Source organism: Rhodococcus sp. WMMA185 (assembly GCF_001767395.1).
Classification (GTDB): Bacteria; Actinomycetota; Actinomycetes; order Mycobacteriales; family Mycobacteriaceae; genus Rhodococcus_F.
This window is the reverse complement of the sequence record NZ_CP017014.1, coordinates 1,047,425-1,060,837: the sequence shown is the minus strand read 5'-3', so window position 1 is coordinate 1,060,837 and position 13,413 is coordinate 1,047,425. Positions and strand designations below refer to the sequence as shown.

At 64.5% G+C, this 13,413-nt stretch carries 11 protein-coding genes; 4 read left to right on the top strand and 7 right to left on the bottom strand.

Going from position 1 to position 13,413, the window contains the following annotated elements:
* Positions 1-9: 9 nt before the first annotated feature.
* The gene (gene nirB / locus BFN03_RS04725) at positions 10-2,520 is read right to left on the bottom strand and encodes a nitrite reductase large subunit NirB (RefSeq protein ID WP_070378045.1); all 2,511 of its coding nucleotides are present in this window, start codon (positions 2,518-2,520) and stop codon (positions 10-12) included.
* 210 nt (positions 2,521-2,730) lie between these two features.
* The gene (locus BFN03_RS04720) at positions 2,731-3,927 is read right to left on the bottom strand and encodes an MFS transporter (protein WP_232320498.1); all 1,197 of its coding nucleotides are present in this window, start codon (positions 3,925-3,927) and stop codon (positions 2,731-2,733) included.
* Positions 3,928-3,995: 68 nt separating this feature from the next.
* Between BFN03_RS04720 and BFN03_RS04715 the strand changes: the two genes are divergently transcribed.
* A complete protein-coding gene (locus tag BFN03_RS04715; RefSeq protein ID WP_070378043.1) occupies positions 3,996-4,661 on the top strand; it encodes a FadR/GntR family transcriptional regulator in 666 nt (221 codons plus the stop codon).
* 55 nt (positions 4,662-4,716) lie between these two features.
* On the opposite strand, the gene BFN03_RS04710 is transcribed toward BFN03_RS04715, so the two are convergent.
* The 3 genes from BFN03_RS04710 to BFN03_RS04700 form a co-directional block, all read right to left on the bottom strand.
* Positions 4,717-5,571 carry a TIGR02569 family protein gene (locus BFN03_RS04710; protein ID WP_070380617.1) on the bottom strand — a complete coding sequence of 285 codons (855 nt, stop codon included), beginning with the start codon at positions 5,569-5,571 and terminating at the stop codon, positions 4,717-4,719.
* Between the two features lie 122 nt (positions 5,572-5,693).
* Complete coding sequence (moeZ, locus tag BFN03_RS04705) at positions 5,694-6,878, bottom strand: adenylyltransferase/sulfurtransferase MoeZ (protein ID WP_070380616.1); 1,185 nt, start codon at positions 6,876-6,878, stop codon at positions 5,694-5,696.
* A 159-nt stretch (positions 6,879-7,037) separates the two neighbouring features.
* Entirely contained in the window at positions 7,038-8,012 is a 975-nt protein-coding gene (locus BFN03_RS04700; RefSeq protein WP_442971875.1) for a DUF3152 domain-containing protein, read from the bottom strand.
* A gap of 429 nt (positions 8,013-8,441) precedes the next feature.
* Here BFN03_RS04700 and BFN03_RS04695 point away from each other — a divergent pair, with 429 nt between their 5' ends.
* Positions 8,442-9,113, top strand: coding sequence for a TetR/AcrR family transcriptional regulator (locus BFN03_RS04695; RefSeq protein WP_070378041.1), 672 nt, complete (start codon positions 8,442-8,444; stop codon positions 9,111-9,113).
* A 75-nt stretch (positions 9,114-9,188) separates the two neighbouring features.
* Here the strand turns inward: BFN03_RS04695 and BFN03_RS04690 are convergent, their stop codons facing one another.
* Positions 9,189-9,419: a DUF3107 domain-containing protein gene (locus BFN03_RS04690; RefSeq protein WP_070378040.1), complete on the bottom strand. Its 231-nt coding sequence runs from the start codon at positions 9,417-9,419 to the stop codon at positions 9,189-9,191.
* Between the two features lie 140 nt (positions 9,420-9,559).
* Entirely contained in the window at positions 9,560-10,240 is a 681-nt protein-coding gene (locus BFN03_RS04685; protein ID WP_070378039.1) for a ferritin-like fold-containing protein, read from the bottom strand.
* Positions 10,241-10,565: 325 nt separating this feature from the next.
* Between BFN03_RS04685 and BFN03_RS04680 the strand changes: the two genes are divergently transcribed.
* Both BFN03_RS04680 and BFN03_RS04675 read left to right on the top strand, forming a co-directional pair.
* A complete protein-coding gene (locus BFN03_RS04680) occupies positions 10,566-12,212 on the top strand; it encodes a DEAD/DEAH box helicase (RefSeq protein WP_070378038.1) in 1,647 nt (548 codons plus the stop codon).
* Positions 12,199-13,413, top strand: coding sequence for an Rv3212 family protein (locus BFN03_RS04675; RefSeq protein ID WP_070378037.1), 1,215 nt, complete (start codon positions 12,199-12,201; stop codon positions 13,411-13,413). The genes BFN03_RS04680 and BFN03_RS04675 overlap by 14 nt, the downstream gene beginning before the upstream one ends.

Sequence of the window (13,413 nt, the reverse complement as noted above, 5' to 3'; positions counted from 1 at the left end):
AAGCAGGGATTACTCCCGTGTAGAAGTTGCGAATCCCGGCATTCCCATCAGAACCGGGACCTTCCGCACGCCGGTTTCATCGAACGCGACGGTCGGATCGGCCTCCTCCGGCGCGTTGACGAACGAGACGAATCGAGACAACTTCTCCGGGTCGTCGAGGACGCCCGCCCACTCGTCCACGTACCCGTCGACGTGCTTGGCCATCGCTGCTTCGAGTTCCGCGGCGATACCCAGACTGTCGTTGCAGACCACATCCTTTAGGTGGTCCAGGCCCCCTTCGAGAGACTCCACCCACGGTGCGGTCCGCTGCAACCGATCTGCGGTGCGGATGTAGAACATGAGATAGCGGTCGATGTATCGGACCAGTGTTTCGTCGTCCAGACCGCCAGCGAGTAGCTGTGCGTGCTTCGGCGATTGACCCCCGTTGCCTCCGACGTACAGGTTCCAACCGTTCTCGGTAGCGATGACGCCCACATCCTTGCCCCGGGCCTCCGCGCACTCGCGGGCACAGCCCGAGACCCCGAACTTCAGCTTGTGTGGCGAGCGCAGACCACGGTACCGATTCTCGAGGTCGACCGCCATGCCCACCGAATCCTGCACGCCGTACCGGCACCAAGTCGACCCGACACAGCTCTTCACGGTGCGCAGCGACTTTCCGTACGCCTGACCGGACTCCATGCCGGCATCGACGAGGCGCTTCCAGATGGCCGGCAACTGTTCGACGCGGGCGCCGAAGAGGTCGATGCGCTGACCGCCGGTCACCTTCGTGTACAGACCGAAGTCGCGGGCCACCTCACCGATGACGATGAGTTGCTCGGGGGTGCACTCACCGCCGGGCATGCGCGGCACCACCGAGTAGGTGCCGTTCTTCTGGATGTTGGCCAGGAAGTGGTCGTTCGTGTCCTGCAGGCTCGCCTGGTTGCGATGCAGGATGTGATCCGAGTCGGTGGACGCGAGGATCGACGCGACGACGGGTTTGCAGATGTCGCAGCCCGTTCCCTTGCCGTATTTGGCGATCAATGCGGAGAACGTTCGGGTGCCGGTGGCCTGGACGATCTCGAACAGCTCTGCGCGGGACTGCTCGAAGTGCTCGCACAGAGCCTTGGACATCACCACACCGGACGACGCCAGCAGCTGCTTGATCGTAGGGAGACAGCCGCCGCATGTCGTTCCCGCGTTGGTGCAGCTCTTGACCTGTGCGATGTCGCAGGCACCTTCGGCGATCGCCCCGCAGATCGCGCCCTTGGTGACGCCATTGCACGAGCACACCTCGGCATCGTCGGGCAACGAGCCGGCGCCGGGCTTCTCCCCCGCCGGCGAGATCAGCGCCGCGGGGTCACCCGGGAGTTCACGGCCCACCAGTGGCCGCAGCGACGCGTACGCGGACGCGTCCCCGACCAAGATTCCGCCGAGCAGCGTCTTCGCGTCATCGGAGACGACGAGCTTGGCGTAGGTACCCTTCGCGGCGTCGCTGAGCACGACCTCGAGCGCACCGGGCGCCTGCGCGTGGGCGTCGCCGAAACTGGCGACATCCACACCCATCAGCTTGAGCTTGGTCGACAAGTCGGCGCCCTGGAACTCTGCCTCACCGCCGAGTAGCCGATCCGCGACTATCTCCGCAGTGGTGTAGCCAGGGGCGACGAGTCCGTAACACTGACCCTCCACCGCAGCGCATTCGCCGACCGCGTAGATGTTCTCGTCCGATGTCCGGCAGCCGAGGTCGGTGACGATCCCACCGCGCTCGCCGACGTCGAGCCCGATGTCGCGGGCCAGCTGGTCCCTCGGACGCACGCCGGCGGAGAACACCAGCAGCGCGGCCTCGATCACCGAGCCATCCGAGAGTTCGACGCTCACGCCTTCGGGGCCTTCGGTGATCGAGGAGGTACCGACCCCGGTGTGGACGGTGAGACCCAGGTCGGTGACGAGGTTGGCCAGAAGCGCTCCTCCGCCCTCGTCCACCTGCAGCGGCATAAGGCGTGGCGCGAACTCAACGACGTGGGGCGTCATACCCATCAGCTTCAGCGCGTTGGCCGCCTCGAGACCGAGCAAGCCGCCGCCCACCACGACACCGGCGGCACCGGGACCGGCGGCCTCGGCGCGTGCCCGGATCCCATCGAGGTCGGCGAGGGTCCGATAGACGAAGCACTCGGGCCGGTCGTGGCCGGGGATCGGCGGCACGAAGGGGTACGAACCGGTGGCCATCACAAGAGCGTCGTAATCGAAGACCTCACCCGAGTCCGTCGTGACCGTGCGGAGCTCGCGATCGATCGAGGCCGCCCGACTGCCGATCCGGAGGTCGACGAATGCGTCACCCGGGTAGTCGTTGCCTGCGAGAGCGAGTTCCCGGTGGTCCCAGGAGCCGACGTAGGACGAGAGACCCACCCGGTCGTACGCCGGAATCGGCTCGTCACACAGCACAGTCACCGACCAATCGTTTGAATCGTCGCGCTCGCGCAGCGCCTCGACGAACCGGTGTCCGACCATTCCGTGCCCGATGACTACTGCTGACCTGCTACCCATGCCGTCACTCCTTCGTACCCGTCGGGTCGATGCCCAAGATCCCGGTCGCCATGAACGGCGCCATGCCCGACCAGATCGGTTGGGAATCAAAGGTAGAAAAGTGCTGTTGCGATGGTGCTGCGGCGGGTGACCACAGCGTCAATTGATCCTCACTCGACCGGCTGGGGCGATGTGAGGTTGCCGCAATGTTCCCTGAGCGCGGCTCACTTCCTAGGCGTGCCGCACGGCCACCTCAGGCTGGCTGGGGGCGGGCCAGCCGTCCTCGAGCATCCGTGGTTTACAAGCCTGATAGGCCGCGACGAGGAGGACCACCACGCCGACCGTCAGGAAACCGAACGACATCGCCCAACCTTCCGATGCTTCGTGAAACACGCCGAACAGCAGCGGACCGAGACAGGCGGCGGCGTAGCCCACACCCTGTGTGAACCCGGACAGCGTCGACGATCCGATGTCGCTGCGCGTGCGGAAGTTGATCAGCGCCAACGACATGGGGAACGTGCTGGGCCCGAGTCCGAGAAGCACGATCCAGAGGATCGGCGCGCTCATCGGGGCGAACAGCAACCCGCCGAAGGCCACGATGTAGCAGACGGCACATCCGACCACGATCGGGAACGGATTTTGCATTCGTGCGCACAGGGTGGGAGCGCCGAAAGCCGCGACCAGCCCCATGAACGAGAACAGTCCCACCATGGCACCGCCGAACGCGGCACTCGCGCCGGCGCGGCCGAGGATGTCGGGGATCCACGCGAACATCGAGTACGTGATCATCGAGGTCATTCCGAACATGCCGGCCATTCCCCACCCCAGCGGCGACTGCCAGGCACTACCGGGAGGCTGCTCCACCTGACCGCCAACAGGCTTTGCAACCTCCGAGAGCGCCCAACTGCGACGCCGGACACGGGTGAGAATCAACATCCAGGGCACCGCGGCGACGAAACCGAAGAGCGCCCAGACACCGATCGAGAAGCGCCACCCGAACCCCTCCGCGAGAGGGACCGCCACGAAGGCAGGGGCTATGGTGCCGATCTGGACGCCGACGATGTACACGGAACTCATCCGCGCAAGACGGTCGGAGAAGTAACGCTTCACCAGCGGCGGAATGACCACGTTGCCGATTCCCATCCCCGCGAGAGCGAGAGCCGACAGCGCCAGCAGCGACCACGTGTCGCTCATCAGAGCCCGGACGAGCATCCCCACTCCGGCCATCAACATCGCGGCCAGCGCGGTCGACTCCAACCCCCACCGCTTGACGATCAACGGCGTCCCCAGCCCGAACAGCGCAAACATCGCCGTCGGCACCATTCCGAATACTCCCACCACGGTCGGCGAGAACCCGATCTCCTCCCCCACCATGGAGGCCAACGGGGAGAACGAGGTGACCGCCAGCCTGAGGACGAGCGCCGACATCACGATCGCGCAGAAGACCAGAAGGCGACCGTGCTGAGGTTTCACGGCAGGAATCATAGGATGACAGGATGACTTTCGGAGGACCGGTCAAACGGGCAAGTCTCATCTCGCAGGTCACCGATCAGCTGCGTGACAACATTCACAGCGGCCGGTGGGCCGTCGGAGAGAAGATCCCCACCGAAACCGAACTCTCCGAACTGACCGGGACGGGTCGCAACACCGTTCGCGAGGCCGTCCAGGCACTCGTCCACGCCGGAATGCTCGAACGGCGACAGGGGTCGGGCACGTACGTGATCGCCACCTCCGATGTAGGAGGCACGCTCGGCAAGTACTTCTCGGCCGCCCATGAGCGCGATGTCACCGAACTACGCCAAGCACTCGATGTGACCGCCGCCGCGCTGGCCGCTCGGCGGCGCACACCGGACGACATCAAACGACTCGAAGAACTGTCCGAAGAGCGTCGCCGCCGCTGGACCGAATCCGATGCCGAGGCGGCGATCGCCGCCGATATCGCACTGCATCGCGCAGTCGTAGAAGCAAGCCACAACACCGTGTACCTCGAGTTCTACGACTCGCTGCTGCCCTCGATCGAGCAGACCGTGAATCGGCGCGTGCATACCAATGGCCGGGGATTTCACAACGAGCATTCACGCTTGATCGCCGCCGTCGTAGAGGGCGACGAACTCGGCGCCTCTCAGGCCGCGCGCGACCTGTTCACCGAGTTGTTGAGCTAGCAGGAAAGTCGATTGGAACGACCTCGACCTGGAACGACCTCGACTTGGAAAGACCTCAAAGAATCAGGCGCACCAAGTCTGCGGTACGGGCGAGTCCTGGGAACGCTTCGGCCGTGGACCTCGGGTGCAGCGCGTGGACGGCAAGCCTGAACAGAACGGCGCGCAACAGCATCTGCGGCCACTCCGGTAGATCGTCCCAGCGCGAAATGAGTGCTTCGTCGGCGCCGCCCCATGAGATGGCGTCCACGACGGCCACCGCCGCGGCCCACGGCGCCGGGCGCCAGTACGGAGTGATGTCGGTGATGCCGGGCGCAAGTGCACCGGAGAAGAGAACGGTGCCGAACAGGTCGCCGTGCACCAACTGGTCTGGGCTGGTGACAGATTTGCGCAGGGTCGCGAGACCGGTGATCAGCTCGAGGCTCTTGCGCCCATCGGACGACGGCAGCTCGAATTGGTCGGCGCCCGTCATGCCACGAAGTGGGGTCTTCTCCCAGGCTGCGCGGTCCGCGGCCACGAACACGTCGACCTCTTCCCCCGGTGCCCGCGGCGGTTGCGCCAGGAAGCGAGGACGTTCAAGCTTCGAGGTGGCCGCGTGGAGCCGACCCGACATCGACACGACCTCGTCGTGCCGCGGTTCCGGAGTGCCCTCGACGAATGTGTCGGCGCGCCACCCCGAAACAACGTAGCGGCCATCCGTGGAACGAACTGGCCGGGCGAGCCGCAACCCATCGACCTCCAGGGTCTCGCGAACCTTGGCCGACCACGCCGCGCGTGCGTGGTCGGCGACGGACGACAGGACTACGTCTCCACAGAGCCACCCGCCGTCCCAGTCCGCACCGAGTGCAATGGGCTCGACGTCCCGGAGGCCGAACGTGGAGCACACGTGAAGAGGTGGTTGGCCTGTGCTCACAACGCCAACGCTACCGCCGACCAACCCCGCCACCGTGGAAGACGCGCTGATCAGAAATCGGCAATCATACAGCGGCCGCATATCCGGCTACGCACCGGGCCCAACTCGCCGGGCTCGGCCACTCAGTACACCGGAAGGCTGGAATCCACCTGCTTCGCCCACGCCATGACGCCGCCCTGCAAATGCGTGGCGGTAGAGAAACCCGCCTCCTTCAGCGCCGCCAGCGCCTCGGCAGACCTCACACCTGTCTTGCAGTGCAGGACGATCTGTTTGTCCTGCGGAAGCTCGGACAGCGCTTCGCCCGACAGAATGCGGTCCTTGGGGATCAGTACCGCGCCCGGTAGGTGGACGATGTCCCACTCGACGGGCTCACGGACGTCGACCAGCTCGATGTCCGTGCCAGAGTCGAGAAGCTCGGCCAACTCCGTGGCAGTGATGGTCGATCCAACTGCCGCCGCTTGACCCTCCTCGGACACCACGCCACAGAATTCGTCGTAGTCGATCAGCTCGGTGATCGGTGTCCGCGCGGGGTCCCGTCGGAGGGTAATGGTGCGATAGGTCATATCGAGTGCGTCGTACACCATCAACCGGCCCAACAGGGATTCCCCGATTCCGGTGATCAACTTGACCGCTTCGGTTGCCATGATCGAGCCGATCGACGCGCACAACACACCGAGCACGCCCCCCTCGGCGCACGAGGGGACCATGCCAGGCGGTGGTGCCTCCGGGTACAGGTCGCGGTAGTTGAGTCCGCGACCATTCGGCGCGTCCTCCCAGAAGACGGACGTCTGACCCTCGAAGCGGTAGATCGAACCCCACACATAGGGCTTGTGCGCCAGCACTGCGGCATCGTTGACGAGATACCTGGTGGCGAAGTTGTCGGTTCCGTCGAGGATCAGATCGTACTGTCGGAACAACTCGACTGCATTGTCCGGTTCGAGGCGGAACTGGTGCAGCCGGACGTCGACAGCGTCATTGATTTCGAGGATCGAGTCGCGGGCGCTCTCGGCCTTGCTGCGACCCAGGTCCGAACGGCCGTGAATGACCTGCCGCTGCAGGTTCGACATGTCCACCTCGTCGAACTCGACGATGCCGATCGTGCCCACACCTGCGGCCGCGAGATAGAGAAGCGCCGGAGAGCCGAGACCACCGGCGCCGATCACAAGCACCTTCGCGTTCTTGAGTCGCTTCTGCCCCGCCATACCGACATCCGGAATAATCAGGTGCCTGCTGTACCTCGCGACCTCTTCCCGGGTGAGTTCGGCATCCGGTTCCACCAAAGGCGGTAGTGCCTGGGGGGTATTCACAGAACGGTCGAGCAGCACGGTCCACTCCTGACGATTGCGCGGCTTCCCACGTAGATGGCCTGTCCAGATGCCCTAGTTGTCTAGATGCCCTAGTTCCAACATCCTGCCGGAACCGATTCTTCCCGATCGAGCCATCCGCAGGGCCTGCTGCGTGGCCTGCTATCCGCGAGGGAACGGCCAGGGGTTGAAACGACAGGTGAGACCATTCATCGGTACGACGCCTTCGGGATCTAGTTCCGCGATGTCGTTGTTCGAAGTCCCGAAGGTCTGCTGCATCATCACCGGTGCCAGCCCGTTCTCTGTTTCACACGGCTGGTGAGCCTCGTAGCCGATGGCGTGACCGACCTCGTGGTTGATCTGATACTGGCGGTAGGAACCGATGTCGCCCTGGAAGTCGATCGCACCTCGCACCCAGCGAGGCTCGTTGAGCAGCACTCGGCCCATGCTGGGGTTGTAACAAGAGCCCTCGAGTTCGATGTCGTATCCGCACCCCTCGCGTACCGTCATCTGCGAGGTGAGCGAGATTCGAAAGTCTGGGTCGCCCTCGTCGACACGACGGAACGCGAAACGCGGATCCTTCGTCCAACTCTTCGGGTTCGCCAGTGTCTGATCAACCATCCGGCCGAAGGACTCGTCGCCACCGAACCCGGAGGTGTCGATCCCGTCCTCCACCTCAACTGTGTACGTGAAGTCTTGTTCGGTACCTTCGCCGACCTTCGGCCCGCTTCCCGGGACGATATGCCACGTACCGGCACCCTCGACCGTAAAGGGGCCGCCGGCGGGTAGCGCACCCGACGGCAGGTCGGCAGCGAAACTGCCATCGGCCTTGGGCGGGCTGTCGGTGACAGCAGAATCTTGCGCGTCGTGTGAGAGGTTGCCGAATCCCGGGGTACCGGTCTCGCCCAGCGACTCGTCGGTACCAGCGCCCCGGACCGCATCGACCACGACGAGGACGGTGACAATCAGCAGGATCGGAATCGCGTACGCCCGCCAGCCATACATCGAGACGAACCTGCCGATCCGGCTCTGCTTCCGAACATGCCGCACCGGACGAGGGTTCCGGGGTTTACCGAGATCGCGCCTCGTCGGATCCCATTGCGCGCGGAGTGGTTGACGCGCCTGCTCCTCAGCCACCGGCCAAGCGCGAGTCCGGACGTCACGGTAGTCGACACTGCGCGTATTTCGCCGGTCGACGCTGCGTGAATCACGCTGGCCGACACGGCGTGATCGCTCTTCATCCTCGAAATTCTCGGGAGCCCGGCCACCCACGGGTGGTCCTCCTCGGTCAATCACCCGACCAGAGTCTCACAGTTCGGCACCTCCTCGACCCAGCTCTCGATCGACAGATCATCCCGGCGTGTCACATCGACCCGGTTCGCAATGATTCGGCTACCCAGATCAACGGGCACGAACGATCGATACGGCACTCTAGTTACTGGTCAGGCAATACCCTGGACCTTGTGAACCTTGTGAGTCCGCCGTGATGAGTTACCTACGCGCGGGTATCGTTCACACAGTTACTACAGAATGTGACGTGATCAACTTGTGCAGATTGGAAGTGCTATGACTGAACTCGCGGATCGGACCAACTCCGATCGCGACGCCACCACCGGAAAGGGCGCCGGGGCACGTCGCAGCGCGCGTCTTCCCCGAGACGCCCGGCGACTTCAGCTACTGGCCGCTGCCAGCGAGGTTTTTGTCACGCGCGGGTATCACGCTGCCGGAATGGACGAGATCGCAGAATGTGCCGGAGTGAGCAAGCCTGTCTTGTACCAGCACTTCCCAGGCAAGCTCGAACTGTACGTCGCGGTGCTACAGAGTCACGTCGACAGCCTGATCTCAGGTGTCCGGCAGGCATTGCGCTCGACGACGGACAACAAGCAGCGCGTTCGCGCCGCCGTGCAGGCGTTCTTCGACTTCGTCGACAACGACACGCAAGGCTTCCGTCTCGTCTTCGAGTCAGACCTCATGGGTGAGTCACAGGTGCAGAGTCGTGTCGAGCACGCCACCGAGGCCTGCGTCGATGCCGTGTTCGACCTTGTCAGCCAAGACTCCGGGCTCGACCCCTACCGCGCCCGCATCCTCGCCGTGGGGCTCGTCGGCGCCAGCCAGTTCACCGCACGGTACTGGCTGGAGGCGTCGCGGCCGATTCCGAAAGAGGAAGCGGTCGACACCACCGTCACGCTCGCCTGGGGCGGGCTGTCTCGCGTTCCACTACAACCCGAGCAACGCTGAGCGAAGACGAGAAAGGGCCCGCAGCCGTCTGCATGGACTGCGGGCCCTTACCTTGCACTCACCTAGTGGCAGCACTCACGTTGTGGGAGCGAATCCAACCTTGCGACTATCGGACGGGCCGATCTCCACGTAGGCGATTTTGCTTGACTGAATGAGGTACTTGCGTCCTTTGTCATCCTGCAGAGACAGGATCCCGTCGCCGCTGCCGAGGGCACCCGAGACCAGTGCCTCGACCTCGTCCGGGGTCTGTTCGCTGCTGACGATGAGCTCACGCGGGCTGTCGATTACACCGATCTTGACCTCCACGGTCAACCTCCGAACTCTCTGAGAAACACCAGCTGTCCCGGCCAGGCTAATGCAGGGCTGTCTTCCGATGCGCGTCCGCGTGCTGTGCCCTGAGCGAACACGCCGGCGGTGCCGTCAGACGAGGCACGACGGCGGTGCCGTCAGACGAGGCCCAGCACTGCCATTCGTTCAGCGTGCATTTGCTGCATGCGATCGAACAGGGCCATGACGCCGTTGAGATCGCCGGACGCAGTGATGACGAGGTCGGTAAGTGCTTCGCGCTGAGCCAACACGAATTGAGCCTGGGTCACGGCCTCGCCGAGTAGACGCCGGCCCCACAGCATGAGGCGATCCTTGTCCCGCTTACTAGCCTTGATCGCCTGCCGGACTTCGTGCACAACGAACTCCGAGTGGCCAGTCTGTGAGAGCACCTCCTCGACCGTCTTCGCAGCCTCCGGAGGCAGTGAATGCCCGATCTCGCGATAGAAGTCCGCCGCAATCCCGTCTCCGACGTACGCCTTCACCAACGCCTCGAGCCACGTCGACGGGGTGGTGGACGCGTGGTAGTTGTCGAGGGCGCGGACGAACGGATCCATCGCCTCGTAGATGTCGAACCCGCGCTCGGTCAGTGCCTCCTCGAGCATCTCGAAGTGACCCATCTCGGCGGCTGCCATACTGGCAAGCGCCACCTTTCCCCGCAGTGTCCGGGCCATCTGAGCGTCCTCGGACAACCGGTAGAAAGCAGAGATCTCGCCGTACGCGAGAACAGCGAACAGTTCACTGACGCCGGGGTGATCAGAGGGAATGACGAGGTCGGAGGATGCGGGCGTGTTGGGCTCCATGCCGCCAGAGCCTAGCGTGTCGTGCGGTGACGTTTACCATGCTCAACCATGTGTGAGACGTCCTCCGGCTACAATGATCGTGGGTAACCACTCGTCAACACGTTCACGGTGACGGGGAACGTCGGTTCAGTGACGATCGCGGTCACGATCCGATCAGCGGTTCCCACCGATATTGTGCGCGCACCTGATCGAAGGTCCCAGCCGCGCCTCGCCGAAATCTGACGGTTTCTGTGCTGAGGCGGAGGCAGGAGCTACTCGGAAGAGGACATCGACGAGCGTCGACTGGGAAATCGGGCCGACCAGCGGCCCCGCCCTTACCTCGTGCGTGCGTGCAGCTACGAGGAAGGCCAGTCCCCTGAGCAAGATCACTATCGACCACGAAGATGACGCATCCGAGACCACGCTGTCTGCGCAACTCGACTCCACGCACGTCGCTCCCACCTTCGCCGAACTCGGAGTCGACGACGACATCGTCCGCGCCCTCGACGAGATCGGTATCGAGCGCACATTCGCAATCCAGGAATTGACACTGCCACTCGCCCTGGCCGGCGAGGACCTGATCGGTCAGGCACGTACGGGCATGGGCAAGACGTTCGGTTTCGGCGTTCCCTTGCTTCACCGCATTGCCACCGGAACGGCCGATACCGCTGCGCTCGACGGCACACCCCGCGCCCTGGTCATCGTCCCGACCCGCGAGCTGTGCCTCCAGGTGAGCAAGGACATCGAGAACGCGGCCAAGTACCTGAAGGGCGAGGTGAACAAGCTCGAGGTACTCGCCATCTACGGCGGCAGGCCCTACGAGACCCAGATCGCGACCCTGCAGAAGGGCGCCGATGTGGTCGTGGGTACGCCGGGTCGTCTGCTTGACCTGGCCAACCAGGGCCACCTGATCCTCGGCAAGGTCGAAGTTCTGGTTCTCGACGAGGCGGACGAAATGCTCGACCTCGGCTTCCTCCCCGATATCGAGCGCATTCTCGGGATGGTTCCGGACAAACGTCAGACGATGCTGTTCTCGGCCACCATGCCGGGCCCGATCATTACGCTCGCGCGAACATTCCTCAGTCAACCGACGCACATCCGCGCGGAGGAAGCCGAGTCGTCCGCCGTTCACGAACGGACCAGCCAGCACATCTATCGAGCCCACGCACTCGACAAGGCAGAAATGGTGGCCCGTGTCCTACAGGCGGACGGTCGCGGCGCGACAATGATCTTCACACGGACCAAGCGCACAGCCCAGAAAGTTGCCGACGAACTCGCCGAGCGCGGGTTCGCCGTCGGCTCGGTGCACGGCGACCTCAATCAGATTGCCCGCGAGAAGGCCCTGAAATCGTTCCGGTCGGGCAAGATCGACGTCCTCGTCGCGACCGACGTGGCAGCGCGCGGTATCGACATCGACGACGTCACCCACGTGATCAACTACCAATGCCCCGAGGACGAGAAGACCTACATTCACAGGATCGGCCGCACCGGTCGTGCTGGGCGTGCAGGGGTCGCGGTGACGCTGGTGGATTGGGACGACATCCCGCGCTGGAAACTGATCGACCAGGCGCTCGGCCTCGGCGTGCCCGAACCGGTCGAGACCTACTCGAGTTCGCCCCACCTGTACGAGGAATTGTCGATTCCCTCCGAGTCGACCGGCACCGTCAAGAAGGCGTCTCCGACGAAAGCGTCGACCGGTACAGGGGGCGAACGCACCGACCGCGCCGAACGTCCGGCACGCACACGCACGCGCACACGGCGCCGCACCCGGGGCGGCCGTCCCGTCGACCGCGCGAACGCCGAGTCCAAGTCGTCCGAACCGACCGCGCCCGAACAGACTGCGCCCGAACCAACTACACCCGAACCGACTGCTGCAAGCGCGGACGCCGATGGTGACCGTCCGTCCAAGCGCCGTCGGCGAAGGCGCACTCGGGCCTCCAAGGTCGGTGCCACGACGAACGCTTCGGCAGACGACCGCCGTGCTTGCACCTGAGCGGCGCACCCGAGCCGATCTCGTCATTGCCGCCGGTATCGCACTGGCGGTCCTGATCGCCTTCACCGTGGTGTGGCTGCGCAGTGATGCGCGCAAAACTACCTCGATCGCCGCCGCCGCCGAGCCTCCCGCGCTCGTCGCCGCCCAGGCGGTACCGCAGACATTGACGCCTGCCTGGGACGCGCCCAGTTCCGCCACGACCGCACCCCTTGTCGCGGGTGGTGCAGTCGTCACCGCGGAGGGTGGGGAGGTCGTGGGACGTGACGTCGTCTCCGGTACCGAGCTTTGGCGCTACCAGCGCGATCTCGCCCTCTGCGGCGTGACTGCCGCGTGGGAGAAGATCGTGGCCGTCTACCGTGACGACCGAGGGTGCTCCCAAGTCACCGAACTCGACGGCGGCACCGGTCGGCGTTTGGCCGCGCGGACCAGTGACGCCGATCCTGAAGTGACGCTGAAATCGGACGGAACGTACGTGTCCTCCCGCGGTGACAGCAGGCTGGAACTGTGGCGTTCAGATTTGGTGCGCACCGTCGAATACGGACGAGTCGACGCGCCCGTGAACCCTGGAAAACAGCCACGTAGCGGATGCACACTCATCGACGCCGACTCGAGCAGCAGCCGCTTGTCCGTCATCGAACGCTGCCCCGGCGAGGTTGCCGACAGACTGACGATCATGAATCCCGCACCCAAGGACAATCAGGAGCCTGAAGAATACGGCTCGCACGTCATGGCCGGATTGGGCGCCGGCGTCGAAGGCGCCCGCATCCTTGGCGTGTCCGACGAGACCACCGCCGTCTATCTCCCCGCGGGCAGTATCAACGGACCGCGGATCGGATGGTTCGACGGATCCGGCAACGCCGAATCAGAGTATGTGCTCCCAGTCCCGGTGAGCTCGAATCAGGCGATCGCGAAGAGCGGTTCGGTGGTCACCTGGTGGACCGGCACGAACGTGGTCGCCCTCGGTGCTGCGGACCTCGCCCCCCACTGGACTTTCCCCGGGGCCCTCGGACCCGGCACCGTGATGGCCGGGAACTTGTTGGTTCCAGTGGATTTCGGCATCGCCGTGCTCGATCTGTCAACCGGCGCGCTGATAAGAACGATCCCGGTGGAGCGGGACTCGAATGCGGGGCCGGTCACCACGACCGTTGCCGGCGACGTCATCCTCGAACAACGCGGCGACCGTGTCGTTGCGCTGAGCTGA

Excerpts from the sequence above, each read along its gene's own strand:
- nirB (WP_070378045.1), bottom strand. The coding sequence starts at position 2,520 with ATGGGTAGCAGGTCAGCAGTAGTCATCGGGCACGGAATGGTCGGACAC.
- BFN03_RS04720 (WP_232320498.1), bottom strand. The coding sequence starts at position 3,927 with ATGTCGGCGCTCGTCCTCAGGCTGGCGGTCACCTCGTTCTCCCCGTTG.
- BFN03_RS04715 (WP_070378043.1), top strand. The coding sequence starts at position 3,996 with ATGACTTTCGGAGGACCGGTCAAACGGGCAAGTCTCATCTCGCAGGTC.
- BFN03_RS04695 (WP_070378041.1), top strand. The coding sequence starts at position 8,442 with ATGACTGAACTCGCGGATCGGACCAACTCCGATCGCGACGCCACCACC.
- BFN03_RS04685 (WP_070378039.1), bottom strand. The coding sequence starts at position 10,240 with ATGGAGCCCAACACGCCCGCATCCTCCGACCTCGTCATTCCCTCTGAT.